General features: G+C 71.0%; 24 protein-coding genes. 17 read left to right on the forward strand and 7 right to left on the reverse strand.

Features of this window, described 5'->3' with window-relative positions; all coding sequences use genetic code 11:
* The first annotated feature begins 55 nt into the window (after window positions 1-55).
* From ACIA5C_RS09900 to ACIA5C_RS09925, 6 genes are all read left to right on the forward strand, one after another.
* Window positions 56-1,459, forward strand: coding sequence for a glutamate-cysteine ligase family protein (locus ACIA5C_RS09900; protein WP_396052933.1), 1,404 nt, complete (start codon window positions 56-58; stop codon window positions 1,457-1,459).
* Window positions 1,456-2,769: an ergothioneine biosynthesis protein EgtB gene (gene egtB, locus ACIA5C_RS09905; protein WP_396052934.1), complete on the forward strand. Its 1,314-nt coding sequence runs from the start codon at window positions 1,456-1,458 to the stop codon at window positions 2,767-2,769. The genes ACIA5C_RS09900 and egtB overlap by 4 nt, the downstream gene beginning before the upstream one ends.
* Complete coding sequence (gene egtC, locus ACIA5C_RS09910) at window positions 2,769-3,503, forward strand: ergothioneine biosynthesis protein EgtC (RefSeq protein WP_396052935.1); 735 nt, start codon at window positions 2,769-2,771, stop codon at window positions 3,501-3,503. Before egtB ends, egtC begins: the two co-directional genes overlap by 1 nt.
* Window positions 3,500-4,480: an L-histidine N(alpha)-methyltransferase gene (egtD, locus tag ACIA5C_RS09915; protein WP_396052936.1), complete on the forward strand. Its 981-nt coding sequence runs from the start codon at window positions 3,500-3,502 to the stop codon at window positions 4,478-4,480. The genes egtC and egtD overlap by 4 nt, the downstream gene beginning before the upstream one ends.
* A 128-nt stretch (window positions 4,481-4,608) precedes the next feature.
* Window positions 4,609-5,064 (forward strand): MarR family winged helix-turn-helix transcriptional regulator, encoded by a 456-nt coding sequence (locus tag ACIA5C_RS09920; RefSeq protein WP_396052937.1) that lies wholly within the window; start codon window positions 4,609-4,611, stop codon window positions 5,062-5,064.
* A gap of 224 nt (window positions 5,065-5,288) precedes the next feature.
* On the forward strand, window positions 5,289-6,776 hold the full coding sequence (locus ACIA5C_RS09925) for a M4 family metallopeptidase (RefSeq protein WP_396053104.1): 1,488 nt from the start codon (window positions 5,289-5,291) through the stop codon (window positions 6,774-6,776).
* Between the two features lie 58 nt (window positions 6,777-6,834).
* Here the strand turns inward: ACIA5C_RS09925 and ACIA5C_RS09930 are convergent, their stop codons facing one another.
* Genes ACIA5C_RS09930 through ACIA5C_RS09940 form a run of 3 tightly spaced genes read right to left on the reverse strand, consistent with a single transcriptional unit; the run spans window position 6,835 to window position 9,799 of the window.
* On the reverse strand, window positions 6,835-7,551 hold the full coding sequence (locus tag ACIA5C_RS09930; RefSeq protein ID WP_396052938.1) for a glycerophosphodiester phosphodiesterase family protein: 717 nt from the start codon (window positions 7,549-7,551) through the stop codon (window positions 6,835-6,837).
* On the reverse strand, window positions 7,551-8,360 hold the full coding sequence (locus ACIA5C_RS09935; RefSeq protein WP_396052939.1) for an IclR family transcriptional regulator C-terminal domain-containing protein: 810 nt from the start codon (window positions 8,358-8,360) through the stop codon (window positions 7,551-7,553). The genes ACIA5C_RS09930 and ACIA5C_RS09935 overlap by 1 nt, the downstream gene beginning before the upstream one ends.
* Window positions 8,357-9,799 carry an amidohydrolase family protein gene (locus ACIA5C_RS09940; RefSeq protein WP_396052940.1) on the reverse strand — a complete coding sequence of 481 codons (1,443 nt, stop codon included), beginning with the start codon at window positions 9,797-9,799 and terminating at the stop codon, window positions 8,357-8,359. The genes ACIA5C_RS09935 and ACIA5C_RS09940 overlap by 4 nt, the downstream gene beginning before the upstream one ends.
* A 165-nt stretch (window positions 9,800-9,964) precedes the next feature.
* On the opposite strand from ACIA5C_RS09940, the gene ACIA5C_RS09945 reads away from it, so the two are divergent.
* Genes ACIA5C_RS09945 through ACIA5C_RS09970 form a run of 6 tightly spaced genes read left to right on the forward strand, consistent with a single transcriptional unit; the run spans window position 9,965 to window position 14,742 of the window.
* On the forward strand, window positions 9,965-11,101 hold the full coding sequence (locus ACIA5C_RS09945) for a CaiB/BaiF CoA transferase family protein (protein WP_396052941.1): 1,137 nt from the start codon (window positions 9,965-9,967) through the stop codon (window positions 11,099-11,101).
* On the forward strand, window positions 11,086-11,856 hold the full coding sequence (locus ACIA5C_RS09950) for a citryl-CoA lyase (RefSeq protein WP_396052942.1): 771 nt from the start codon (window positions 11,086-11,088) through the stop codon (window positions 11,854-11,856). Before ACIA5C_RS09945 ends, ACIA5C_RS09950 begins: the two co-directional genes overlap by 16 nt.
* Window positions 11,857-11,867: 11 nt before the next feature.
* Window positions 11,868-12,731, forward strand: a complete 864-nt coding sequence (locus ACIA5C_RS09955; protein ID WP_396052943.1) for an extradiol ring-cleavage dioxygenase — start codon at window positions 11,868-11,870, stop codon at window positions 12,729-12,731.
* Window positions 12,728-13,090, forward strand: a complete 363-nt coding sequence (locus ACIA5C_RS09960) for a hypothetical protein (protein ID WP_396052944.1) — start codon at window positions 12,728-12,730, stop codon at window positions 13,088-13,090. Before ACIA5C_RS09955 ends, ACIA5C_RS09960 begins: the two co-directional genes overlap by 4 nt.
* Window positions 13,087-14,076 carry a zinc-binding alcohol dehydrogenase family protein gene (locus ACIA5C_RS09965; RefSeq protein ID WP_396052945.1) on the forward strand — a complete coding sequence of 330 codons (990 nt, stop codon included), beginning with the start codon at window positions 13,087-13,089 and terminating at the stop codon, window positions 14,074-14,076. The genes ACIA5C_RS09960 and ACIA5C_RS09965 overlap by 4 nt, the downstream gene beginning before the upstream one ends.
* A gap of 9 nt (window positions 14,077-14,085) precedes the next feature.
* Window positions 14,086-14,742 carry an HAD family hydrolase gene (locus ACIA5C_RS09970; protein ID WP_396052946.1) on the forward strand — a complete coding sequence of 219 codons (657 nt, stop codon included), beginning with the start codon at window positions 14,086-14,088 and terminating at the stop codon, window positions 14,740-14,742.
* Between the two features lie 18 nt (window positions 14,743-14,760).
* Here ACIA5C_RS09970 and ACIA5C_RS09975 read toward each other — a convergent pair whose 3' ends face one another.
* Window positions 14,761-17,625: a tetratricopeptide repeat protein gene (locus ACIA5C_RS09975; protein ID WP_396052947.1), complete on the reverse strand. Its 2,865-nt coding sequence runs from the start codon at window positions 17,623-17,625 to the stop codon at window positions 14,761-14,763.
* Window positions 17,626-17,917: 292 nt separating this feature from the next.
* On the opposite strand from ACIA5C_RS09975, the gene ACIA5C_RS09980 reads away from it, so the two are divergent.
* A complete protein-coding gene (locus tag ACIA5C_RS09980; RefSeq protein ID WP_396052948.1) occupies window positions 17,918-18,991 on the forward strand; it encodes a hypothetical protein in 1,074 nt (357 codons plus the stop codon).
* 107 nt (window positions 18,992-19,098) lie between these two features.
* Here ACIA5C_RS09980 and ACIA5C_RS09985 read toward each other — a convergent pair whose 3' ends face one another.
* Together ACIA5C_RS09985 and ACIA5C_RS09990 are read right to left on the reverse strand one after the other, a co-directional pair.
* Window positions 19,099-21,207 (reverse strand): tetratricopeptide repeat protein, encoded by a 2,109-nt coding sequence (locus tag ACIA5C_RS09985; protein WP_396052949.1) that lies wholly within the window; start codon window positions 21,205-21,207, stop codon window positions 19,099-19,101.
* On the reverse strand, window positions 21,204-21,605 hold the full coding sequence (locus ACIA5C_RS09990; protein WP_396052950.1) for a hypothetical protein: 402 nt from the start codon (window positions 21,603-21,605) through the stop codon (window positions 21,204-21,206). The genes ACIA5C_RS09985 and ACIA5C_RS09990 overlap by 4 nt, the downstream gene beginning before the upstream one ends.
* Window positions 21,606-21,812: 207 nt before the next feature.
* Between ACIA5C_RS09990 and ACIA5C_RS09995 the strand changes: the two genes are divergently transcribed.
* From ACIA5C_RS09995 to ACIA5C_RS10010, 4 genes are all read left to right on the forward strand, one after another.
* On the forward strand, window positions 21,813-21,980 hold the full coding sequence (locus ACIA5C_RS09995) for a hypothetical protein (protein ID WP_396052951.1): 168 nt from the start codon (window positions 21,813-21,815) through the stop codon (window positions 21,978-21,980).
* Window positions 21,981-22,239: 259 nt separating this feature from the next.
* Complete coding sequence (locus tag ACIA5C_RS10000) at window positions 22,240-24,294, forward strand: galactose oxidase-like domain-containing protein (protein WP_396052952.1); 2,055 nt, start codon at window positions 22,240-22,242, stop codon at window positions 24,292-24,294.
* Entirely contained in the window at window positions 24,282-25,016 is a 735-nt protein-coding gene (locus ACIA5C_RS10005; RefSeq protein WP_396052953.1) for an ElyC/SanA/YdcF family protein, read from the forward strand. The genes ACIA5C_RS10000 and ACIA5C_RS10005 overlap by 13 nt, the downstream gene beginning before the upstream one ends.
* Before the next feature lie 40 nt (window positions 25,017-25,056).
* Window positions 25,057-25,458 carry a hypothetical protein gene (locus ACIA5C_RS10010; RefSeq protein WP_396052954.1) on the forward strand — a complete coding sequence of 134 codons (402 nt, stop codon included), beginning with the start codon at window positions 25,057-25,059 and terminating at the stop codon, window positions 25,456-25,458.
* Between the two features lie 136 nt (window positions 25,459-25,594).
* Here the strand turns inward: ACIA5C_RS10010 and ACIA5C_RS10015 are convergent, their stop codons facing one another.
* The gene (locus tag ACIA5C_RS10015) at window positions 25,595-26,677 is read right to left on the reverse strand and encodes an aldo/keto reductase (RefSeq protein WP_396052955.1); all 1,083 of its coding nucleotides are present in this window, start codon (window positions 26,675-26,677) and stop codon (window positions 25,595-25,597) included.
* Between the last annotated feature and the right edge of the window lie 90 nt (window positions 26,678-26,767).

Genomic DNA, 26,767 nt, shown 5'->3' on the forward strand with positions numbered 1-26,767 from the left:
CATTCCGACGCGCCGTGGGACACCCCCACGCGTCACCGTCCGCAATGGAGATGGCATGACCACGCTCGACCATGACGCGGGCACCGCCCGTGTCCTGCGCAAACAGGAGGAAGTGGAGGAGCGCATCCGCGCCATCTGCTTCAAGACCGGTCCACCGGCCCGGCTCGGCGCCGAGCTCGAATGGACCCTGCACCACACCGGGGCACCCGATACCCCGCTCGATGTCGGCCTCGTCCGACAGGCACTCGGCCGGCATACACCGGCCACCCTCGGCGGCCCTCCGGCCGCCACCGCCACCGGCCCCGCGCATGCAGCGGCCGCGCCGGGCGGCCCCGCCCACTCAGCGGCCGGGCCAGGCGGCCCCGCCCACTCAGCGGCCGGGCCAGGCGCCCCCGCCTATCCAACGGCCGGGCCAGGCAGCCCCGCCCACTCAGCGGCCGGGCGCGGCGGCCCCGGCGAGGACCCGCTTCCCCTGCCGGCCGGTGGCCGGCTGACCGCGGAGCCAGGCGGACAGATCGAGATCTCCTCCGCACCGGCCGATTCCGCGGCCGGCCTCTTCTCGGCGGTCACGGCCGATCTCGAGCACCTGACCAAGCTCCTCGACGCCGGCGGCCTCTCGCTCGGCGAGCACGGCATCGATCCGCACCGGCCACCCCGGCGGCTCCTGGACACCCCGCGATACACCGCCATGGAGCACGTCTTCGACCGCCACGGCCCGCACGGCCGCACCATGATGTGCAGCACGGCCGGCTTCCAGGTGTGCCTCGATGCCGGAACCCCGGCGCAGCTACCGGTCCGGTGGGCCACGGTGCTCGCGCTCGGGCCGCCCCTGGTCGCGCTCTTCGCCAACTCGGCCCGGCACGCCGGGCGCGACACCGGCCTCGCCTCGGCCCGGATGTCGGCCTGGTGGCGGATGGATCCGAGGCTGACGCATCCGCCGGCCGGACCGCCCGACGATCCGGCCGCCGGTTGGGTGCGCTACGCGTTGGCGGCGCCGCTGGTCTGTGTGCGGCGGCCCGGCGGTGACTGGGATCCACCGCCCGGTTCGACGTTGCGCGACTGGGCCGGCGGGGCGCTGCCGGTGCCGCTCACCGTCGGCGACCTCGACTACCACCTGAGCACGCTGTTCCCCCCGGTACGCCCGCGCGGCTATCTCGAGGTGCGATACCTCGACGCGCAGCCCGGCGCCGACTGGGTCGTGCCGTTCGCGATGCTCGCCGCCCTGTTCGGCGATCACGCCACGACCGAGGCGGCGCTGGAGATCGCGGCCCCGGTCGCCGGGTGCTGGGTGCCGGCGTACCGCTTCGGGCTGCGCGACCCCGCGCTGCGCCGCAGCGCTGCCCGCCTGGTCGAGCTGGCCGCAGGCCGGCTCGCGGCGACCGGCCTGCCACCGGGGGTCCTGAGTCATGTCATCGAGACCGTCGAGAAGCGTCTCCGTGACGCCGAGGAGCAGAGATGACCTACGAGTCCGACCGTCTGCGCGACCATGTCGCCGGCGAGCTGAGCCGCGCGCGCGAACGCACCGCACTCCTGACCGAGGCCGTCGACGACGGTGACCTGATCCGCCAGCATTCCCCGCTGATGTCGCCGCTGGTGTGGGATCTCGCCCACGTCGGCAACCAGGAGGAGCTCTGGCTGGTGCGCGACGTCGGCGGCCGCGAGCCGGTGCGCCGCGACATCGACGAGCTGTACGACGCGTTCAAGCACGCCCGCCGCGACCGGCCGGAGCTGCCGCTGCTCGGCCCCGACGAGGCCCGGCGCTACGTGGCGACCGTGCGCGACAAGGTGTTCGACGTGCTGGACCATGCCCAATTGGAGGCCCGTCCGGACGCCGGATCGAAGCTGGTCGAGAACGGGTTCGCGTTCGGCATGATCGTGCAGCACGAGCAGCAGCACGACGAGACCATGCTGGCCACGCACCAGCTTCGGGCCGGCGCGCCGGTGCTTGCCGCACCCGCTCCCCCGGTGCCGCCATCGCCGGTGACCGGGGAGGCCTTCATCTCCGGCGGCCCGTTCACGATGGGCACCAGCACCGAGCCGTGGGCCCTCGACAATGAACGCCCGGCCCATGTCGTCGACGTGCCGTCCTTCTACATCGATCGGGCCGCGGTGACCAACGGTCAGTACGCGGCCTTCATCGACGAGGGCGGCTATGAGGATCCGCGCTGGTGGAGCCCCGAGGGCTGGCAGCATCGAGTGTCGGCCGGCCTGACCGCACCGCAGCACTGGCAGCGGGACGGTTCGTCGTGGGCGGCCACCGCTTTCGGACGGACCGCCCGCATCACTGATGACGAGCCGGTCGTCCACGTCTGCTACTACGAGGCCGAGGCCTACGCGGCGTGGGCCGGAAAGCGCCTGCCCACCGAGGCGGAGTGGGAGAAGGCGGCCCGGTTCGACCCCGCGACGGCGCGCTCGCGGCGCTATCCGTGGGGCGACGACGACCCGACCGATGATCTCGCCAATCTGGGGCAGCGGCACCTGCGACCGGCGGCGGCCGGAGCCTACCCGGCCGGCGCGTCACCGACCGGGGTGCACCAGCTGATCGGCGACGTGTGGGAGTGGACGTCGACCGACTTCCACGGCTACCCGGGCTTCGTCCCGTTCCCCTACCGCGAGTACTCCGAGGTCTTCTTCGGCCGCGAATACAAGGTGCTGCGGGGCGGCTCGTTCGGCGCCGACCGGTCGGCCTGCCGGGGCACGTTCCGCAACTGGGACTACCCGATCCGGCGGCAGATCTTCAGCGGCTTCCGGCTCGCCCGGGACGCCTGATGTGCCGCCACCTGGCCTATCTGGGGCCGCCGATCCCGTTGTCGGCGCTGCTGTACGACCCACCGCACGGCTTGAGCCACCAGTCCTGGGCTCCCCGCGACATGCGGGGCGGCGGCACGATCAACGCGGACGGCTTCGGGGTCGGCTGGCACACACCGGCCGGCCCGGTCCGCTACCGCCGCGCCACCCCGCTCTGGAGCGACAACACCCTGCCGGGCCTGGCCGGGACCATCGCCGCGGGCTCGGTGCTTGCCGCCGTACGCAGTGCCACGGCCGGCATGCCGGTCACCGAGTTCGCGGCGGCCCCGTTCGCGGACGGCCCGTGGCTGTTCAGCCACAACGGGGTCGTCCGGGGCTGGCCCGATTCGGTGGCGAAGCTCGCCGGCACGCTGCCGGTCACCGACCTGCTCACCCTCGAGGCTCCGACCGACGCGGCGCTGCTCTGGGCGCTGGTTCGTGCCCGGTTGCACGAAGGGCCGCCGGCCGCCATCCGGACGACGGTGGCCGAGGTCGAGCGCGCAGCGCCCGGTTCCCGGCTCAACCTGCTGCTCACCGACGGCACCACGATCGTCGCGACCACGGCCGGGCACGCCCTGTCCGTGCGTCACGGCGACTCCGTTCTGGTGGCCTCCGAACCCCTCGACGACGACCCGGCCTGGCAGTCCGTGGACGACCGCAGCCTGCTGGTCGCCGACCGCTCCGGCATCCGATTGACTTCCTTGGGAGACGCATGAACGCGCCCGCGCTCGAAGTCCACCTGGACGACGACGACCTCGATCGCACCCTGCGGTCGGACGTGCTGACCGGCCTCACCGCCGACCGCAAGTGGCTGCCCCCGAAGTGGTTCTACGACGCCCGGGGCAGCGAGCTCTTCGAGCAGATCACCGAGCTGGACGAGTACTACCCGAGCCGGACCGAGCGGCAGATCCTGACCGACCGGGCCGGCGACATCGCCCGGCACACCAGGGCCCGCACGCTGATCGAGCTGGGCTCCGGCTACTCGACCAAGACCCGGCTGCTGCTCGACGCGCTGACCGCGCAGCGCACCCTGGAGGCGTTCGTACCGATGGACGTCTCCCCGACCGCGCTGACCGCGGCCGCGACCCGCATCACCGCCGACTACCCGGGTCTGCGGGTGCACAACATCGTCGGCGACCTCACCCGGCACCTCAAGCACCTGCCGGACGGCGGTTCCCGCACGATCGCCTTCCTCGGCGGGACCATCGGCAACCTCGTACCGGCGGAGCGGGCGGCCTTCCTGGCCGACGTCCGTTCCGTGCTCGAAGCGGGTGAGCACCTGCTGGTCGGCACCGACCTGGTGAAGAGCCCGCGGGTGGTCGTACCGGCCTACGACGACGCGGACGGGGTGACCGCCGACTTCAACCGCAACGTGCTGCGGGTGCTCAACCGCAGCCTCGGCGCCGACTTCGACCTCGACGGGTTCGCCCACGTGGCCCTCTGGGACGCCGACCAGGAGTGGGTGGAGATGCGCCTGCGCGCCCGCTGGCCGATGCGGGTGCACGTGCGGGCGCTCGACCTGGTCGTCGACTTCGCGGCCGGCGAGGAGGTACGCACCGAGGTGTCGGCCAAGTTCCGCCGGGAAGGCTTCGAACGGGAGCTGGCCGAAGCCGGGTTCGCGCTCGACCGGTGGTGGACCGACAAGGACGGCCTGTTCGCCGTGTCGCTGGCCCGAGCGGTGCCGGCAAGCTGAGCGCGGTATTTGTCGAACTGAGCGCGGTGTTGTCGAACTGAGCCCGGTGTTGTCGAACTGAGCGCGGCGTTGTCGAACTGAGCGCGGCGCCGTCGAGCTGACCGGGCCCCGGCGGCGATAATGCCGGAATGCCTGCCGACGAGGACCCGACCCGTACGGTCGAAGCGTTGATGACCGCGAGCCGGGCCCTCGTCGGCATCACCGCCCGATCCCTGGCCGCCCTGCCCGCCGAGGTGACCCTGCCCCAGTTCCGGGCGCTGGTCGTGCTCGCCTCCCGCGGGCCGCAGCGCCCGGCCGACATCTCGGCCGAGCTGGCGGTGGCCCCGTCGACCGGCACCCGGATGTGCGAGCGTCTGGTCCGCAAGGGACTGGCCCGCCGCACCCGGTCGACCAGCGACCGCCGCGAGGTGCGCATCCGGCTCACCCCCGAGGGCCGGGAACTGGTCGAACAGGCCCTGCGCAAGCGGCACGACGAGCTGGCGGCGATCGTCGCCGCCACCTCCGGCTACTGGTCACCGGCCGTCACCGAGGCTCTGGAGGCCTTCGCGCTGGCCGCCGGCGAGCAGCCCGAACGCCCCCAATAGGAGCATGATCGACCAACCTGCAAGGGTTTCCCCTATTTCGGCGAAGCGCGGCGGAATATAGCGTCATCAATCGATTCAGCACGATCGATTCAGCCCGGTCCGGCCGACCCGCCGACCCGGGACCGAGCCCGCCCGCAACCCCCTCGGGCGGGGAAGGAGTCCGCGTGAACCTCCGATCCCCCCTCGTCGTCGCCATCGGGACCGCCGCCGCGGTCGCCGCGGCGATGACCGCCGGACCGGCGAACGCCGCCCAGCCGCTCGCGGCACCCGTGACGCCGTCCGCGGCCGCCCTCGCGGCCGGATCGGCCGCGTCGCTGGTCGCGTCCCGGCCCGCCTACCTGCACGCCAGCTCGCACGACGGCTTCGTGCAGCGCCAGGTGATCTCGTCCGGCGGCCTCCAGTACGTGCAGTACGACCGCACCTACAAGGGCCTGCCGGTCAAGGGCGGTGACTTCGTGGTGGTCAGCAACTCGGCCGGGCAGACGCAGTTCACCTCGGTCGCCCAGTCGGCCACGATCCCCGAGCTGTCGACCACCCCGGCGCTGACCGCAGACGGCGCTCTGAACGTGGCGAAGGGCCAGCTCAAGACGGTCTCCAGCGTGGATGGCAGCCAGCTGGTGGTCTTCACCGCCGACGGCGTCTCGCCCCGCCTGGCCTGGGAGTCGACGATCCGGGGCACCGGCGCCGAGGGCGTCGCCCGCACCACGGTCGACGTCGACGCCGCGAACGGCAAGGTGCTCCAGGCGTACAACCACGTCACCGACGTGACCGGCTCCGGCACCGGCTGGATCAACGGCTCGGTCTCGCTGAACACCACCCAGTCCGGGTCGACGTTCTCGCTGAAGGACCCGACCTACAAGAACCTGAGCTGCCAGAACGCCTCCGGTAACGCGGTCTTCACCGGCCCGGACAACGTGTGGGGCAACGGCAACGGCACCAACCGGGAGACCGGCTGCGTGGACGCCCTCTACGTGGCGCAGACCCAGGAGAAGATGCTGTCGGGGTGGCTCGGCCGTAACGGCCAGGACGGTTCGGGCGGCGCGTGGCCGCTGCGGGTCGGCCTGAACGACGAGAACGCGTACTACGACGGCACCCAGGTCCAGATCGGCCACAACACGGCCGGCCAGTGGATCAGCGCTTCCGACGTGGTCGGCCACGAGCTGGGCCACGGCATCGACGACCACACGCCGGGCGGCATCTCCGGCAAGGGCACCCAGGAGTTCGTCGCCGACACGTTCGGCGCGGCGACCGAGTGGTACGCCAACAACCCGAACGACAAGCCCGACTTCACGGTCGGCGAAGAGGTCAACCTGGTCGGCAGCGGTCCGATCCGCTACATGTACAACCCGTCCCTGGCCGGCGACAGCAACTGCTACTCGTCGAGCACCCCGAACCAGGAGGTGCACGCCGCGGCGGGCCCGGGCAACCACTGGTTCTACCTGCTCTCGCAGGGCACCAGCGGCAACGGCCAGCCGGCCAGCCCGACCTGCAACAGCTCCTCGGTGACCGGGGTGGGCATCCAGAAGGCCATCAACATCATGTACCACGCGATGCTGCTGAAGACCTCCAGCTCCTCGTACCTCAAGTACCGGGTGTGGACGCTCCAGGCGGCGAAGAGCCTCTACCCGGGCGACTGCACCGCGTTCAACACGGTGAAGGCGGCTTGGAACGCGGTCTCGGTCCCGGCCCAGTCCGGCGAGCCGACCTGCTGACCAACCCCACGCGGTGAAAGGCCGGCGCTTCGGCGCCGGTCTTTTCCGGTACGCGCGGTCAGGCGACCCAACGGCCGAGAGCCTCCAGGACGTCCTTCAGCAGAAGCGGTTCGTCGGTCATGATGCCGTCGACGCCGGCCCGCACCGCGCGGACGATCGAGTCGCGGTCGTTGAGTGTCCAGACGTGATGGTGCAGGTGGAGACGCCGGGCCCGCTCGACCAGGGAGGGCCGCGCGAGCGATGCCGGAACCTGGACCGCCGCGGCGCCTCCGATCGGGCCCGGCCACCGCAGGACGAAGCGCGCGACGCCCGCGACCCCGGCGCTGGTGCACAGCTCGGGCCCGGCCAGACGGCGTATCCGGCGGAGCCGCCGTTCCGAGAATGACGCCGCACACAGGCGGTCGATCGACGTGGTCGCCTCGATGACCGCGGCCAGCGCATCGACCGACGGCCAGTCCTTCATGTCCACGTTGAAGCGGACGTCCGGGAAGGTCTCCAGCACGTCGGTCAGCAGGGGGACGGCCAGGTCCGTCAGTTCGGCGTAGCGCAGCGTCCCGACCTCCCGGTCCACGCCGGCGATCCGCTCGAGCGTCCGGTCGTGGAACACCACGAGCTTGCCGTCCCGGGTGGTCCGCACGTCGGTCTCGACGTACCGGTAGCCCAGATCGACGACGGCCTGGAACGCCGCCAGGGTGTTCTCGACGTTCCCCGCGGCATTGCCCCGGTGGGCGAACGGGATGAGGCCCGGGTGGTCGAGGAACCGGAAACGCGGCATCAGCCGACTGTCGCGGCCGGGACCGAGGCGGCCAGGGCCCAGTCGTGGCCGATGTCGGCGGCGGCGCGGAGGAGCTTGGGCAGGTGGTCTTCCAGGAGCGTGTCGACGCTCGTCTCGGCGGCGTGGACGGTCACGTTGATAGCGGCGATGACCTGGCCGTCGCCGTCGCGTACGCCGGTGGCCACCGACCGGATGCCGGGCGCCAGGTCCTGATCGGCCAGCGCCCAGCCCTTTGCCCGGACCTCGCGCAGCGAGGCCTCGAGTTCGGCGGCCGTAGGCTGCCAGCGGGCGGTGATGCCCGAGCGGGACGCGTCGCCGAGAACGTCCGCGACCGCGGCCGCCGGCAGCGCCGCCAGCAGGACCTTGCCCATCGAGGTGGCCGGGGCCGGGAAGCGGGTGCCGATGGTCACGGCCAGCGTGACGATCTTCGGGACGGCGACGCGGGCCACGTAGACGATGTCGGAGCCGTCTAGCTGGGCCATCGACGTGCTCTCGTTGGTCTGGGCGACCAGGCGTTCCATGTGGGGGCGGGCGAGGTCCCAGATGGACAGGGCGTTGACGTAGGCCATGCCGAGTTCGAGCACGCGCGGGGTGAGGGCGTAGCCGCGGCCGGCCGGGCGCACGTAGCCGAGCGCGTCGAGGGTGATCAGGATGCGGCGGACGGTGGGCCGGGCCAGCCCGGTCACCCCGGCGATCTCGCTGAGCGTCATCGACGGGGTGGCCGGGCGGAACGAGCGGAGGACGTCGAGACCGCGAGCAAGTGCCTCGATGAAATCCGGTCCCGCGCCCCGGCCCGCCGTGTCAGTCATTCCGCAATGTTTTCATCTGCCTTGCCCGGCTCGTAGTCGGAGTACTGGTAGGGGTTGTCGAACATCTCCGACTCGGGAATCTGCGGGTTCATGCCGCGCTGCCACGCTTCCTCGCCGAGGGTGCCGCGCAGGTAGTCGACGGTCGCCCCGACCTTGGCCCGGGCGGCCGGGAGGTCGGTGCCGACCAGCTTGCCGTCCCGCTTCACCACGTTGCCGCCGACCATGACCGTGTGCACGTCGGCGCGGTTGGCCTGGTAGACGATGTGGCCGTACGGGTTGAGGATCGGGAACATCGCCGGCGAGTCGTCGTTCTTGATCAGCACGATGTCGGCCTGGCGGCCGGGGGTGAGCGCGCCCAGCTTGTCGTCCTTGCCGATCGCCTTGGCGCCGCCGCGGGTGGCGAACTCGACGACGTTCTCGGCCCGCAGGTGGTGGTTGGTGACCGTCTCCTGCTTGCCGTGGGCTTCCATGTGCTCGCGCGAGCGGTCGGCGCTGAGCGTGGCCCGCATCGCCGCGAACAGGTCGGCACTCCACCAGACGCTGGTGTCCATCGACAGCGAGACCGGGATGCCGTGCTTGCGCAACTGCCAGGTGGGCGGGTAGCCCTGGCCGGCGCTCTGCTCGCTCTCGGTGGAGACCGAGACCGAGCCGCCGGTGGCGGCGATCCGGCTGTACGAGTCGTTGGTCAGCGTCGCCGCGTGGACGTAGATGTTCTCCGGCGTCATGAAGCCGTTCTCGTACATCATCTTCACGCCGTTGTCGTTGGTCGCGCCCCAGACGCCGACGTGGGTGTTGACCGGCACGCCCAGCTCGCGGGCGGCCTCGAACGCGGCCTTCTCGGGGAACGCCGGGTCGCCGGGCACGTCGAACGCGATCTGGAAGCCTTCGAGCTTGCCGTGGTCGATGCGGCGGCGTACGAAGTCGCGGAAGCCGGGCGAGTTCGTCCACTCCCACGGCCCCTGCTGGATGTTGCCGTAGGCGAGGACGAACCGGCCCGGCACCGACTCGAGCGCGTCGACCGCGGCGTCGGCGTGGTCCGGGGTCTGCAGGCCGTGCGACCAGTCGACGCTGGTGGTCACGCCCGCGTCCACGGCCTCGATGGCGGAGAGCAGGTTGCCCGCGAAGATGTCCTCGGGGCGGAACAGCTTGCCCGACTCGAGGTAGTACCAGACGAAGTACTGGGTCAGGGTCCAGTCGGCGCCGTAGCCCCGCATCGCGGTCTGCCACATGTGGCGGTGGGTGTCGATCATGCCGGGCATCACGATGCCGCCGGCGGCGTCGATCTCTTCGGTGCCCTCGGGAACCTCGAGGCCGGTCCCGATCTGTTCGATCTTGTCGCCGACCACGAGCACGTCGCCGCCGGGAATGATCGTGTGCGTGTCGTCCATGGTGATGACCAGGCCGTTTCGGAAGACCACCGGCCGATCGCTTGAGCTCATGCCACTCCCCTTCGAGTCCACCGGACCGGCGTCCGCGTGACGGACAAGACCGGTTCGCGTCACTGTGCTCCGGGACCTAATTCAAGTCAAGAGAGTGTTTGACATCGCCTTTCACGGGGGGCACGCTGGTCCGGCGGACGAACGTCCGCAGAACGGGCGGTGTTCATGCAAGCGCACCCTGCGGGCCCCCTGGACGGCCTGCTCGTCGCCGATTTCTCCCGGATCCTCGCCGGGCCGTACGCGACGATGCTCCTGGCCGACCTCGGCGCGCAGGTGATCAAGGTGGAGAGCCCGGGCGGCGACGACACGCGCACCTGGATGCCGCCGGTACGCGACGGCGTGGCGACCTACTACCTGGGCGTCAACCGCAACAAGCGCTCGATCGCCCTCGACCTGAAGGACGCCGACGACCTGGCCGCCGCCCAGGAACTGGCTCGCCGCGCCGACGTGATGATCGAGAACTTCCGGCCGGGCGGGCTCGCGCGCTTCGGTCTCGACTACGACTCGGTCGCGTCCGGCAACGAGAAGGTCATCTACGCCTCGATCAGCGGGTTCGGCTCCGGCGAGGGCGCGTGGATGCCCGGCTACGACCTGATGGTCCAGGCGATCTCGGGGCTGATGAGCCTGACCGGCGACCCGGACGGCCCGCCCTACCGGGCCGGCATCTCGGTCTTCGACGTGATGGCCGGCCTGCACGCCAACATCGGCATCCTGGCCGCGCTGAACAGCCGGAACACCACCGGCAAGGGGCAGCACGTCGAGGTCAACCTGCTCAGTTCGGCGCTGTCCGGCCTGGTCAACCACTCCAGCGGCTACGTCGCCGGGGGCACGGTGCCGTTCCGGATGGGCAACGCGCACCCGAGCCTCTTCCCGTACGAGCCGCTGCCGGCCTCGGACGGCGAGTTGATCGTGATCGCCGGCAACGACGGGCAGTTCCGCAAGCTGTGCCAGGTGCTCGAGCTGCCCGGCCTGCCGGACGACCCCCGGTTCGCGCACAACCAGGACCGTACGGCCAACCGGGCCGAGTTGCGCCCGATCCTGGTGCAGCGCCTCGCGACCAAGACCAAGGACGAATGGTTCCGCAAGCTGCTCAAGGCCGGCGTGCCCTGCGCGCCGATCAACACGATCGACGGCGGAGTCGCGTTGGCCGAGGAGCTGGGCCTCGACCCGGTGGTCACGGTCGACGGCATCCCGGGCGTCCGCAACCCGATCACGTTCTCGGAAACTCCGGCCCGATATGAACTTCCGCCGCCCGCACTCGATGAACACGGTGAGGAGATCAAACGATGGCTGAAGAGTTGAGGTTCCCCACCGGTCTGGGCACGTCCGATGCGGACTCCATCAAGCTGATGGGCCAGGACCTGGCCGCCGACCTGATGGGCAAGGTCGGCTTCGGCGAGCTGGCGTTCTGGCTGGTGGCCGGGCGACGACCGACCGCCGGGGAGGTCCGGCTGTTCGAGGCCGTCCTGGTCGCGCTGGCCGACCACGGGTTCACCCCGACCGCGATCGCGGCGCGACTGACGTACCTCTCGGCGCCGGACTCCCTGCAGGGAGCCCTCGCCGCCGGTCTGCTCGGCGGCGGCTCCCGATTCCTCGGCGTGACCGAGGACTGCGGCCGGTTCCTGGCCGACACGCTGGTGGCGGCCGGAACCGAACGTGACTACGACGTGATCGCGCTCGACGCCGTGCGCAAGGCGAAGGAGGAGCGCCGGTTCATCCCGGGGCTCGGCCACCCGGTGCACAAGGTGCAGGACCCGCGCACGCCGGTGCTGATCGAGATCGCCTCGGCCGAAGGCCTTCGCGGGCCGCATCTGCGGTTGTTCGAGGCGATCGGCCGGGTGCACCCCCAGGTTCTGGGCCGCACCCTGCCGTTGAACGGCGCCGGGGTCTGCGGGGCCGCCCTGGCCGACCTCGGGCTGCCGACCGATCTGCTGCGCGGCTTCGCTCTGCTGGCCCGCGCGGCAGGGCTGCTGGGACAACTGGCCGAAGAACGCCGCCGGCCCATCGCGAACGACATCTACATGACCGTTGACCGGAATGCTGTCTACGAACCCTAAGGACTGACCGTATGGCGGAGATCGTCGCAGTCATCGCCTCCACGCACCACCCGTTCTACTACCGGGCGAGCACCTCGACCGGCGACGAGCGGCCGCCCTTCGCCGACGAGTGGACCGCCAAGATCCTGGCGTTCCGCGAGACCCTGACCCGCGCGAACCCGGATGTGCTGGTCATGGTCGGCTCCGACCACTTCCACCAGCTGTGGCTCGACAACATGCCGCAGTTCCTGGTCGGCAAGGCGCCCGTGTACGACGCCAACTGGTACAACGAGGAACGCGAGTTCGGCCTGCCGCGCCTGCGGCTGAAAGGCCAGGAAGACCTCTCGGCGCACATTCTCCGGGCTGGTCTCGACGAGGGTTTCGACCTGGCGTTCAGCAACGAGCTGCGGATCGACCACAGCATCACCTGCCCGATCATCACGCTGCGGCCCGAGGCCGACCTGCCGATCGTGCCGATCTACACCAACATCTTCGCGCCGCCGCTCCCCCAGCCGTCGCGCTTCGTCAAGCTCGGCGAGACGATCCGGCAGATCGTCGCCGAATGGCCGTCCCACCTGCGGGTGGCCATCATCGGCACCGGGCACCTGTCGCTCGAGCTGGGCGGCCCGCGCCAGTTCGGCCCGCACGGCCCCGACCCGGAATTCGATGCCCGGGCGGTCGAGTGGATCGCCAACGGCGACCTGGACAACTGCCTGCGCGAGGTGACGCTGGACAGCCTGCACTCGCCGGGCAACGCCACCCACGGCTTCATGGACTTCATGCTGATGATGGGCGTCGCCGGGGCGGGCCGGAAGGCCGACTACGTGGACTCGCTCGACCTGTTCCACACGATGGAGGCCTACTTCACCTGGTACCCGAACGGAGCGCCGGCATGAGCAGGTACCTGCTGAACAAGTTCCTGTTCACGGTCGACCGGGATCCCGCGCTGGTGGAGCGTTACCGTTCCGACCCCGCCTCGCTGGTCGCCTGGTGGGAATCGGAGATGGCCAACCAGCTGCTCAACTGCATCGTCGACGAGCGGTCCACCTGGCTGGCGTTCGACGACGTCGAGCGTGCGGCGTTGATCTCGCACGACCACGTCAAACTGTTCGAACTGGGTGCGCACCCGTTCCTGACTTTGACGCTGTTCATCGCCCTGTTCGAGCGCGACAACACCGAACCGCTCGAATATCAGAAGGCGTTCGGCGCGCGGCTGCAGCACTTCGACCTGCCGTACCCGGACATCGCGACATGATCCCCGCGGCCGTTCTCCGGGTCTGCGGCGAGCCGCCCGCGGTTGAGGACCGCCCGGCGCCGGTTGCGGCACCGGGCGACCTCACGGTCGCGGTGACGGCTGCGCCGATCACCCCGCTGGATCTGCTCTGCGCGTCCGGCGCCAGCTATTTCGGTACGCCGGCGACGCCGTACGTCCCGGGAATCCAGGGTGTGGGCCGGCTCGACGACGGCAGCCCGGTCTGGTTCGCCACGCCGGCCGGCATGCGCCCGGGCGACGGCAGCATGGCGGCCCAGGTCGTGGTGCCGCCGGGCGATGTGGTCCGGCTGCCGGCGGACGTACCGCTGTCGCTGATCGCCGCCCTGGGACTCTCGGCCGTCGCGGCCCTTCAAGCGTTGCGCCTGGGCGGGCTGTCATCCGCGGCCGGCGGCTCGTCTCCCGGCGCGGGTGACCAGGCGTCCGGCCCGCACGTGCTGATCCTCGGCGCCGGTGGCATCGTCGGGCAGGCCGGCATCCAGCTGGCCCGGCTCGGCGGCGCGACCCGGGTGACCGCGTTGGCCCGCTCCGGCCGGGCCCGGGCGAAAGCCATGGAACTCGGCGCCGACGACGCCGTGGAACTGCGCCCCGACGACGACCCGGCCTCGCTGGCGTCCCGGCTCGGCGGCCCGTTCGACCTCGTGCTCGACCCGGTTTTCGGGGTACCGGCGGCCGCTGCGCTGCGGGTCCTCAAGCCCGGCGGCCGGCTGGTCAATCTGGGCTCGTCGGCCGCGGCGACCGCGCCCATCGACTCGGCGACGCTCCGCAGCGGCATGCTGCGGGTGCTCGGTTACACCAACAACTCGCTCTCGGCCGCCGAGCGCGCCGACGCCCTGACGACGATCGCGGCCCACGCCGCCGCCGGCGAACTGACCGTCGACCACGAGGTGCTGCCGTTCGCGTCGGTCACCGAGGGCTGGTCCCGCCAGGCCGCGGGCGCCGCGACCGGCCGGATCGTGCTGGCCCTCTAGGCTCACCCGGTGATCAAGATCGAGAGCGTCATCTTCGACTTCCACTCCACGCTGGTCGACGGCGGTGAGCCGGGCGACTGGATCGACGCCGCGCTGGGGCGGCTCGGACGCCCGGGCCTGCCCGCGCCGGAACGCGAAGCGCTGATCGCCTACCTCGACCACCTGTGGACGCACGCGCACACCGTCGACCCGAAGAGCGAACGCGACCTCAGCGCCGACCGGCACCGCGACGTCTTCAGCCGCACGATGGCCCTCCTCCCCGGCGTCGACGACGACCTGACCGCCGCCCTCTACGACACGATGACGGCCCAGTGGCGGGCGTTCGAGGACGCTCGTCCGGCGCTGCGGGAGCTGAAGGCCCGGGGCGTACGCATCGCCGTGCTCTCCAACGTCGGCGTGGACATCCGCGGCTGCCTCGCGCAGAACGGCCTCGATGTGCTGGTCGACGAGGTCGTGCTCTCGTACGAGGTGGGCGTCGTGAAGCCGGACCCGGCCATCTTCGCGGTCGTGCTGGAGCGGCTCGGCACCACCGGCGAGGCCACCCTGATGGTCGGCGACAGCGGCCGCGACGACGTCGGCGGCGCGTCCCTCGGCATCCGGACGCTGATCCTGCCCCGCACCCGCGGACCGGTGCACGGCCTCGAGGCCGTCGTACGCCTCGTCTGAACGGAGCCGGATCGGGGCTCAGCCGGCCCGGGATTCGCGTCCGGGCGGGCGGAGCGCGCGTTCGAGGGCGGTCAGGCGGTCGTGCAGCGGCCGGATGTGGACGCCGGCGAGGGCGTCCAGGATGCGCCGGGCCGACCGGGCCTGATGTTCCGCCGCGACCGGGTCGCCGGACCTCAGCAGGGCGTCCCCGGTCGCGGTCAGCGCCTGCACCTGCCGGACCGGGTCGCCGATCTGCTCGCTCTTCAGGACCGCCCGGCGGCCACTGCGGAGGGCGTCGGGGTGCGCGCCGAGGACGCTCTGGACGGCGGCCAGGGTGATCAGCGTGTCGCACTCCGCCTTCTCGTCGTGGGCGTGGACGTGGATGGCCAGCGCGGTCTCGCTGTGCCGCAGCGCCATCTGGGGACGACCCGCGGCCAGGTACAGCGTGCCGAGGCCGCTGTGGGTCTGCCCGGTGCCGCGCTGCGCGCCGATCCGCTGCCGGATGGTCAGCGCCTGATGGAAGCTTTCGCCCGCCCGCCGGTGCTGCCCGAGCCGCAGGTACGCCTCGCCGAGCCAGTGCAGGATGACCGCCTCGTCGACCGGGTCGCCGGCTTTCCGGCAGATGGCGAGCGCGTCGCCGTAGATCTCGATGGCCCGGGTGACCTGGCCGAGGTGCACGTACGTGGCGGCGAGGTTCTGCAGGCAGATGCCCTCCTCCTCGAGGTGCCCGGTGGTGGAGGCGAACTCCTGGGCGGCGACGAACGCGGCGATCGCCCGGTCGTAGTCGTGCAGGGTGAAGTACGTCGTACCGAGGTTGATCAGCGTGCCGATCTGGCCCTCCTCGTGCCCGTCGTGCCGGGCCGCCTCGAGCGCCTGCTGGTTGAGCCGGAGCAGGTCGGCCGGGCTGCCGTGCCGCTCGAACACCTCGTGCAGCACGCCGGGGAGCTGCCAGCCGTACCGGTGATGGCCGTTGCGGCCGGCCCACAGGCTGAGGACGCCGAGGTTGTCGCGTTCCGTGTCGCACCACTTCATCGCCTCGACGTCGGTGGCGAACGTGAGGGGCCGGACGTCCGGGCCGTCGGGCAGGTCGGGCATCGGCGGCCACTCCGGCGCGATCACCGCCATCGCCGCGGCCGCCGACAGCAGGTAGAAGTCGAGTAGCCGGCGCTGGTCCCGCGCGGTGTCGGCCGGGTCGTCCTCGGCCGCGGCCCGCTCGCTCGCGTAGCGGTGCAGCAACGCGTGGAATCGGTACCGGCGGGCGGTGTCGTGGTTGACCATGTGGGCCTTGGCCAGGACGTTCAGCCGCCCCTCGACGTCCGGCACCGGGTCGCCGGCGATGGCCGCGGCGGCTTCCGGGCTGATGCTGGTGCCCGGGTGCAGCGAGATGCGCCGGAACAGGCGCGCCGCGTCCGGGTCCAGCGCGTGGTACGACCAGTCGAAGAACGTGGTGAGGCTGGCCGCCTGATCGTCGGGGTCGGTGGCGTCGAGGAGCCGGTGCCGCAGTTCGTCGACGAGGCCGGCGAGGCTCGCGAGGGGACGCTCGGCGACGCGCTCACCGATGACGCGTACGGCGAGGGGCACCCCGCCGGACAACCGGGCCAGCGCCGCGAGACCCTTGGCGTCGGCCGCCGCACGCGCGCCGACGATGCGCGCCAGCAGCGCCTGGGATTCGGCTTCCGGCAGGGGTTCGGCGACGACGGTGCGTACGCCGTCGCGGATGGTGAGCGCGCTCAGCCGGACCCGGCTCGTGATGACGGTCAGGCAGTTCATCGACCGCGGGATCAGCGGACGCACCTGGGCCGAGTCGCGCACGTTGTCGATGAGCACGAGGATGCGGCGGTCGCCGACGAGTTCCTCGTACTTGTCGCGCCGCTGTTCCGGCGTGACCGGCAACCGGTCGGGCGGCACCCCAAGCGCCCGGAGGAACCTCTCGAGCGCATCCTCCGGATCGATCGGCGCGGCCTGCCCGTACGCGGCGGCGTCGAGGTAGAGCTGCCCGTCCGGATATCGGCTCCGCTGGCGATGGGCCCAATGGACGGCCAGCGTGGTCTTGCCGACGCCCGGCATTCCGGTGATGACGACGACGTGGTTGCCGCTCAACTCGGCGAGAAGGGACTCCCGGCCGGTGAAGTCGCCGATGTCGGGCGGCAACTGGTGCGGGATTCGCCGCAGGCGGACCGGCACGGTGCCCTCGTCGATGTCCGGCTCGGTGTGCATCTGCCGGCGGAACCGCCGCCGGAAGTCGGCCACGAACCGCCGGGCCTCGTCGCCGCGGCCGACCGCGCGCAGCGCACCGACCCAGCATCGGGCCAGTCCCTCGTCGAGGTCGTGGGCGACGATCAGGTTCTCGAGCTGGGCCAGCACCGCATGGTGGTGCCCGCACGCCAGGCGGCATTCGGCGAGCAGCCGGTGGCCGTCGAGGAGGTGCTGGTTGAGCGACGCCCGAACCTGTTCCGCGCGCGGACCGCGGAGTTCGGCCAGCGGCTCGCCGCGCCAGAGCGACATCGCCGGCACCAGGATTTCCGCCGCCTCCCGGGGGTGGCCGCGTCCGGCGGTCGTCCGCGCCACGGTCAGCCGCGAACGAAACCGGTGCAGGTCCACCCAGTTCGGGTCGACGTCGAGCTGGTATGCGCCCGGCACCCGTACGAGCGCCCGGTCCAGGCCGGCGCCGGCCAGCACGCCGCGCAGCCGGCTGGCGATCGAATAGAGCGTCGGCCGGTGGTCGGCGGTGCCGCGCGGATGCCAGAGAAGGTCGATAAGCGTGTCCGCGCGGACCGGTTCCCCGGCCCGGTGCAGCAGGGCGGCGAGCACGCCCCGCTGTTTCGCCGGCCCGAGCGGTACCGGTCTTCCGTCCACGATCAGTCGGGTCGGGCCCAGGATGCCGAATTCCACGTGCACCCCCATCAGCGCGTAATAGGACCGCTACTCATTGTGTTCGAGAGGGTCAAAAGAACGGCCGCCTTCACCGCACTGCGCGATATCCGGCACGCCATCGCCAGCTCACGTGCAGCGGCCCGGCAAGGTTCCCGCAACGTCCCCGGCAAGGCGCCGCAGCCATCGTCCAGGCAACCGAATCGTCGGCATGGGGGTGGGTCGGATGGTTGATCCGGACTGGGTGACAGCATCTATTGGTATCGACGCAAAGCGATGGGTATCCCGGCCTGGCTGCCGGACGATATTGATCGCCGCTCACACGATGGTCAGTTGCCAGCGCCTGCTCGACATCGTCGAGCAGGTCGAATCGGACGAACGGCTCCAGTTTCTCTTCACCGTGGCGCCCGATGTCTTCAATGCGGGCATGACCGGCCATCTGCAACGGCTGGGCGCCCTCGTCATCCCCTGGCAGCAGGCGATACACGAGTCGTTCGATCTGGCGATCGCGGCGGCCCACGGCGGCCTGCACGAACTGCACGCGCCGGTGCTGCTGGCGGCCCACGGCGCCGGCCACGCCCGCGTGTTCGGCGGCAACCCGCCCACGGTGTACGGACTCGATGCGCCACGACTGGTCCGCGACGGCCGCGTCGTCGCCTCGGCGCTGCTGCTGTCCCACGAGCACGAACGCGACGTGCTCGCCCGCCAATGCCCGGACGCGCTCCCGATCGCCACGGTCGCCGGGGATCCGTGCTTCGACCGGCTCACCGACAGCCTTGCGATGCGGTCCGGCTACCGGCGGGCACTCGGCATCCCGGACCGGCAGGAACTGGTCGTGGTGAGCTCGACCTGGGGCCGGGACGGCCTCTTCGGCGGAGCGCCGGAACTGCTGCGGTCGCTCATGACCCAGCTGTCCGGCCGGCGGGTGGCCCTGCTGCTGCATCCGGCGATCCTGGGCGCCCACGGCTCCCGGCAGGTCGGCGCGTGGCTGCGGCCCTGCCTCGACGCGGGTCTGATCCTGGCCGGCCCGGCCGAGGACTGGCGGTCCTACATCGCGGCGGCGGACCACCTGGTCGGCGATCGCGGTTCGGTCACCGCGTACGGGGCGGCGGTCGGCCTGCCGGTGCTCTGCTTCCGGGCCCGCGGCGACGGCCAGGCCGCTGCCGGGTCGCCGCAGTCGATCGTTCTGGACACGGCCGCGCGACTGGACGTGACCCGGCCGCTCGCGCCCCAGCTGGCGGCCGCCGGCCCGATCGACCACCGGCGGGTGGCGGCGGCGATCACCTCCCGCCCCGGGCGCTCGGCCCGTCTGCTGCGGCGCGCCGTCTATCGGCTGCTCCGGCTGCCCGAACCCGGTGGCCGGTGGAGCACGGCGCCGGCTCCCCGGCTCGCATCATGAGCGAGCCCCTTCGCTGCGCACTGGCCGACGTGCTCATCGCGAGCCCGGCCGGACGGCCGCCGGCCGTCCGCTGCGCCGAGCTCCTCAGCCGGTATCCGGGTGCGAGCCTAGTCCTGGTTCTCTGCGAGTTCGGGGGCGTCACCGCCGGCTTCCGCGACGGCTGGGTCGTCACCCTCCGCCAGCCGTTCCCGCAGGGCGACGGCCCGGGGCGAGCCGTGGGCCTCGAAGATGGCCAGCGCCTCCCGTAGCCGACTCCGGCCGAGGGTGAGGTCGCCTCGCCGGGCGGCGATCACCCCGGCCAGCTCCAGCGCTTCCGCCGCGCCGACCGAGGTGCCGAGACGCCGCATGCCGTCGAGTGCCTCGGCCGCCGCCCGTTCGGCGGCCGGCAGATCGCCGGCCGCGAGGTAGGCCCGGGCAAGCCCGGTGCGCACCCGCACCGGGTTGTACGGATCGGCGGCCACCGACCGCTCGAGCAACGTGCCGGCCTCGCCGAGAAAGGCGATCGCCTCGGCATGCCGTCCGAGGCGGGACGACAGGTCGCCCGAGTTGATCAGCGCAAGCCCGACGTCGCGGCTTCTCCCCCGCGCGCGGAACGCGGCGACCACTGTCTCGAGCAACCCGGCCGCGGCCTCCGGGCGACCGGCGTCCCGATAGGCCAGCGCCAGCAACCCCTCGGCCTCGATTCCCTCGTCGGCCTCACCGGCCTGCCGGAACCGCGTAACGGCCGCGCGCAGGAGTTGCTCGGCCCGGTCGTGCTCGCCGAGGGTGCTGAGCGTGCGTCCCAGCTGCTTGAGCATGCGGGCTTCGGCGCGCGGCTCACCCCACATCCGGGCGGCGGCCAAGCCACGCTCGTCGAAATCCCGGCGATCGACGCTTTTACGGTAAAGCTGTAGAGGCCACACCACATCGGACAACTGCCAGGCCACGGCGGCCCAGCGTCGGTCCAGCGCCGCCTGCGCGGCGGCGGCCAGGTTCGTACGCTCGTGGTCCAGCCACCCCAGGGCCTGCTCGCGACCGCCGAAGACGGGGACCGCCGCCGGGGTCGTGAGGTACTCGTAGTCCAGCCGGCGGCGATAGGGCGTGATCGCGTGGTCGGCCGCGCTCGCCGCCGCCAGGTACCACTCGACGATCGTGAGCAGCACGTCGTCGTGGGCTTCGTCGGCCTTGTCCCGCGCGTGGAGGCGAATCAGGTCGTGGAATCGATAGCGGTCCTCGGCCACCTCCTCGAGCAGGTTGACTTCGAGCAGGGTGTCGACGAGGCGTACGGAATCGGCCGCGAGCGCCGCGGCCGGCCCGGGGCCGAAATCCGGACCCGGATGCTGGGCCAGCCGGCGGTAGAGCACCGCCGCGGGCCGGTCCAGGGCCTGATAGGAAAGCTCGAACGAGCCCCGCACCGATACCTCCTCGTCCGGCGTCGCCAGCCGGATCAGTCGCTCGGCCTCGTCGGCGAGCGCGGCCACCACACCGGCGATCGTCAGCTTGGGCCGGGTCGAGAGACGGGCCGCGGTCACCGAGAGGGCAAGTGGCAGGCCGGCGCACAGGTCGGCGAGCCGGGCGGCCTGCGTCCGTTCGCGGTCCACCCGCGTACGGCCGAGAGCGCTCGCCAGGAGCGCAACCGAATCGCCGGTGTTCAACGGCGTCAGCTCGATCATCGTGGCGCCGTCGGCGACCAGCCCGGAAAGACGGCGGCGGCTCGTGATGACGGCCTTGCCGGCCGGACCGGCCGGCAGGAGGACGCGCACCTGCGCGGCCGAGAACGCATCGTCGAGAATGACGAGAATCGACTGGCCCGCCGTGCGGGACCGGTAAAGCGAGGTGAGATCGGCCAGGCCGGACGGCAGGCCGTCGGCCGGCACACCGAGCGCCCGCAGGACCGAGCGCAGTGCCGCGGCCGGGTGCAGGGGCGGCCCGGGGCCGAAGCCGTTGAGGTTCAGCAGAAGCTGGCCGTGTTCGAAGGTGTCCGCGATATGAAAAGCCCACTGCCGCACCAGGGCCGTTTTGCCGGTGCCGCCCGCCCCACTGAGGACGATGACCGGTCCGCCGTCCTGAAGGGCCTCGAGCTCGGCCCGCCGCCCGGCGAAATGCGGAATCGGGCCCGGCAGTTGATGCGGTGTCTTCGGCGCGGATTCGCCACCGTGGACGTGGACACCGCCGTAGATGTGGCCGGCCTGGATGCTCGGGCCGGCCACCGAACCGGACATCTCGTTCCGGATCAAAAACGTATTCCGCCCTTTACGGTGCGGGCCTGCACGACCTGTTTCGCCTGGCCGCTGAAGTTGTTGACCACGCCGTCGCCGCCCGCGGTCACCGCATGCCACGCCTCGAGCGTCTGGTTCGCGAATCGCGGATCGCTCGCCATGGCGCGGGACAGAGCGTCGGCGAGCGCCTGGACCGCGGCCGGATCGCCCGGATTGCGTAGGGCGGTGTCGAGGCTGTCGGCCTCGGGCGTGCCGCTGCCGAATCGGGACCGGACAGCGTCGCAGACGGATTGCAGAAGGCTCTTGCCACCGGCGACGATCAGCTCCGACCCGTGCGCCGACAGGGCCGACGCGATGGCCGGCACCACATCTTCGAACATGCCGCGCTCCCCCCAGTAGCCGCGGGCATCGCTCATCGTAACGGCGGTCTGCGCCGCACGGGCACCGAGCGAGCTATGTGCCAAAAGGCACCAACCACCGACAAGATCACCCGCTGGGGGTAAGCCGAAAGGGTCTCATTTTTCCGGATATTTAAGAGAATCATAAGGCTAGCGTGACATTCCCGGCCTGGTGTCGATGATCGGGAACCGCGATCGTTCACAGTGCCTAGAAAGAGGAGCACTGTGGCTGAACTCGCAACCCTGCTGGCGACCACCTTCCCGGTGGTCGCCGACCACGCGTCAGCGCTGCTGACGCATATCGTTTGCACCGACCTGATCCATGCCGCGCAGGACAACATGGCCTGGATCAAGCGCTTGATCGTCGAGGCGTGCATGTACGCCTTCAACTGATCGAGATTGCCGATGCAGCCGGGATCGCCGCCTGGCTGCATCGGTTTTTTAGCTTTTGTCCACCCCCGCGTCTCGCCCGCTCTCGTTGACAGGAGCCATTCTGCCTCGGCGATTAGTCATACGTCAACTAGGCGCTCGTCAGCAGGCACCGCACACGGAACGGATCGACCAAATCGCACCGTAGGCCAGCCACACAGCGGCGCCTTCTCGTCAAACGACTGATGTACGAGGTTCGACAGCCGGGCATACATTGACCCGCATGCGCACGCGTCGTGGTCTCATCGCTTGTGGATTGCTCTCCGTACTGATAATGCCGGGCGCTTCGGTCGCCGCCGAGCACCGGGCCGTTCCCGCCGCCGCCCAGCAGGACGACGAAGAACACGAGCACATGGCCCTCGATCTGGCCGGCACACCGGTCACCACCATCGAGAAGCAAACGGCCGCCAACGCGGCGCGCATCCAGCGTCAGACCGGGCTGCGCCCCGGCACCGCGCGCAAGACCAAGGCCCTCAAAGCCACCGATCCGGCACAGGTCGGACAGTGGAGCCCGGTCGTCGACACGCCGGTCGTCCCGGTTTTCCAGGCGGTTCTGCCCGACGGCAAGGTGCTGATCTGGGACTCGGTCGGCGACAACGCGGCCGAGTCCTATCCCGACCACACCTTCACGCGGGCGATGGTCTGGAACCCGGTCGACAACACCTACAAGCGCGTCGACGTGCAGGGCTCCAACATCTTCTGCGCCGGCTTCGCCCACCTGTCGAACGGCAACATCCTGGTCGCGGGCGGAAACGCCGACCAGCAACTCGACGGCACGATCGAGACGCACATCTTCGACTGGCACACCGAGACGTGGAGCCGCGGAGCCGACATGGCCGGCGCCCGGTGGTACCCGTCGGTGGCGGAGACCGCGAACGGCGAGGAGGTCATCGCCGGTGGTGGCCCGTCGATCGCCGAGGTCTACCAGAACGACGGCGCCATCCGGGAGCTCACCGGCTTCACGAAGTACACCGCGCGGCTCTACCCGTTCATGGGCTCGCGGCCGGACACCCAGCTCGCGTTCTTCGGGCCGTACCCGACCGCCTACACCATCACCACGTCCGGCACCGGCGTCATCACGGCGACCACCACCCGCGACGCCATCACCCGCGACTACGGCAGTTTCGCGACCTACGACATCGGCAAGACGATCGTGGTGGGCGGCGGCAACATCACCGAGAACGGCGTTCCGAACGTTCCGACCCAGACCGCGGTCGTGCTGAACACCACCACCGCGACGGCACCGACGTACACCCCGACCGGGTCGATGTCGATCGGCCGGCGCCAATTCGACTCGACCCTGCTGGCCGACGGTTCGGTGCTGGCGACCGGCGGCCTGACCAGCGCGGCCACCTCGCCCCTGGTCGACCTCGACCATGCCGCGACCGCCGCGGAACGGTGGGATCCGGCCACCGGGCAATGGACGGTCCTGGCCGGCGCGAGCCGCATCCGGCAATACCATTCCGCGGCCGTGCTGCTGCCCGACGGACGGGTCATGACGGGCGGCGGTGGCGTCTGCTCGATCTGCATGAACGTCGGCTATCTCGAGAAGAACATCGAATACTTCACGCCTCCCTACCTGCTGAAGAAGGCGACCCGACCGGTCATCTCGACGGCACCGGCCACGGTCGGCATCAACACCGCGTTCACGGTCTCGTCGGCGCAGGCCTCGACCATCGGGAAGGTCGCCCTGGTCGGCCTGGGCGACGCGACGCACGGCGTCGACCAGGGGCAGCGGTACGTCCCGCTGAAGTTCTCGGTCTCCGGCACCAATCTCACGGTCACCGGGCCGCCGACCGGAGGCGTGGCGCCGCCCGGCTACTACATGCTGTTCCTCATCGACAAGGACGGCGTGCCGTCGGTCGCCAAGACGGTTCAGGTCGCCGCGGGCCCGAAACCGTTGATGAGCCCGGTCAAGAACAGCACCGGCCGCTGCCTCGACGTGCCGAGCTCGTCGCTCACCGCGGGCACCTATCTGCAGGGCTACGACTGCAACAACACCAAGGCCCAGGACCTGACCCGCCTGCCGAACGACAATTCGCTGCGGGTGCTCGGCAACTGCCTCGACGTGCCGTCGCGCAACTTCGTGACCGGCCAGAAGATCTGGGCCTACACCTGCAACAGCACCGTGGCCCAGACCTGGCAGTTCGGCACCGACGGGACGATCCGGCCGCTCGGGAAGACGACGATGTGTCTCGCGGCCTCGTCGTCCGCCCGCAACGCGACGATTATCCTCACGACGTGCAACGGAGCCGCCCTGCAGAAATGGATCTGGTAGCGCTCGCGGCGAGCATCAACACGCTCGTACGCTTCTGCGCCCGCCGGGACGTCCCGGCGCTCGGGCCGGCCATGGCCGACGTCGCTATTCTGTTCGGCGGCAGCATTCTGGCCGGCGCCGACGTCTTCGCGGAGGCGATGCGCACCGGGGTGGCCGAGCGCTACCTGATCGTCGGCGGCGAGGGCCACACGACGGATGCCTTGCGGCACATCCTGGGCGAGACGAAACCGACGACCGAGGCCGCGCTCTTCGATCGCTACCTGCGGCAGCGGTACGGCATGGCGGCCGATCTGCTCGAGCAGGAGTCGACGAATTGCGGTAACAACGTCACCAACGCGCTCGCCCTTCTGCGGGCGTCGGGAGTCCGGCACCGGCGGCTCGTCCTGGTGCAGGACGCGACCATGCAGCAGCGGATGGACGCCGGGTTCCGCCGGCACGCGCCGTCGGTGGAGATCGTCAACTATGCGGCGCATCAGACGCTGGTCACCGACGCGCTGGGTTTCGACGACCCGCCGGCCGGCATGTGGTCGCTCGACCGTTACGTGTCGTTGCTGATGGGCGAGGTGCCCCGGCTGACCGACGACGGCGACGGGTACGGCCCGGCCGGTCGCGGCTTCATCGCGCATGTCGAGGTGCCGGCCGGGGTTCGTCGCGCGTGGGTTCACCTGAAAGAGTCGGCTCGGTTCGCGTCGCGGGGCGCCGACGCCCGCTGGGCCAGCTAGCCTGAAATGTCTGTTTATCGGATAATTCAGGAGGATGACGATGAGACGAGCAGTCGCTCTGGCCCTTGCCGCAACGGCTGTGACCGCGGTCGCGGCCACCCCGGCCCAGGCCGCGTCCCCGAAGATGATCACGCTGACCGTGGCCGACAACGGACGCCACATCCGGGTGCCGCGCGGCGGGCACGTCATGGTCCAGCTCAAGGTCAAAGGCCGCAACGCCGACCGGTCCACCTGGTGGCGCCCGATCACCGAGCAGGGCCGCGCTCTGCAGGTCCGCGTGGTCGGCACGATGACCCCGCGCGGGGTCACCGCCGGGCACTACTTCGCCGCCCATCGCGGAGAGGCGACCCTGTCGTCCGCCCGCGCGGCCTGCCCGGCCGCGAAGGACGCCCCGACCTGCTTCGCGATGCAGGGCTGGAGTGTCACCGTCGATGTCCGCTGACCCGGTGGTGGGCCCGGCTCCGTCAGTAGCGGACCTCGCTCTGAAGCAGCGCTGGCTCGGTCAGTAGGGGACCTCGCTCTGGAGCAGCGCTGGCTCTGTCAGTAGCGGACCTCGCTCTGAAGCAGCGCTGGCTCTGTCAGTAGCGGACCTCGCTCTGGAGCAGTGGCGGATAGACGCCCGACGACTCCCCGTCGACCGTGGTGCCGGCGAACTGGAGCATCGCCCGGGCCGGGCCGTGCATCGGCGCCGGGTAGTCGAGGTCGGGCGCCGAGAGCACGTCCAGTCGGGCGATCTGGTCCGGCGTCAGCGTCACCTCGAGGGCCGGCAGGTTGTCGAGCAGATGGTCCAACCGGCGTGCGCCCACGATCGGGACCACGCTGCCCGGACGGGCCCGCAGCCAGGCCAGCGCGACCGCCGACGACGACACCCCATGCTCGGAAGCGACGGCCGCGACGGCCTCGATCACCTCGTAGTCGGCGTCCGACGGGCCGCCGACGTGGGCCGTGCGGGCCGAGTCGGTCACGACCGTGTCGCGGCGGTATTTGCCGGAGAGGAAGCCGTTCTTCAGCGGACTCCACGGCACCAGCGAGATCCCCTGATCGCGGGCGAACGGCGCAACCTCACCCTCGACCGTGCGGGCGAGCAGCGAATATTCGACCTGCAGGGCGATCAGCGGTGTCCAGCCCCGCAGCAGCGCCATCGTCTGCGCCTGGGCGGTCACCCACGCCGGCATGTTCGAGAAGCCGAGGTAGCGGACCTTCCCGGCGCGCACCAGGTCGTCGAGGCTACGCATCGTCTCCTCGATCGGCGTGTTCCGGTCCCAGTTGTGCAGCCAGTACAGATCCAGGTAGTCGGTGCGCAGCCGGCGCAGCGTCTCGTGCAACTGGGCGGCGATGCTGCCGCGTCCGGCGCCGCCGCCGTTCGGGTCGCCCGGGAACATGTTGAAGAAGAACTTCGACGCCAGCACCACGTGCGAACGGCGACCGGGCCGGGCGTGGAAATAGTCGCCGAGAATCGCCTCGGAATGGCCGTTGGTATAGAAGTTGGCCGTGTCGATGAAGTTGCCCCCGCGCTCCAGATAGGCGGTGAGGATCTTCTCCGACTCCTCGACGCTGCAACCGGCGCCGGGCGGGTCCTCGCCGAACGTCATCGCGCCGAGGGAGAGCGGGCTGACCCGCAGCCCGGAACGGCCGAGCGTCTCGTAGTGGTCGAGCGGCATCGCAAAGGCTCCCGGATTCGAGGTGGGAAGGACATCTCCAATCTCCGTCCGGCGCCTCCGCCGAGGTAGACCGATCGTCGCGGGCTCTTG

The organism is Actinoplanes sp. NPDC051343 (genome assembly GCF_044455125.1).
Taxonomy (GTDB): domain Bacteria; phylum Actinomycetota; class Actinomycetes; order Mycobacteriales; family Micromonosporaceae; genus Actinoplanes.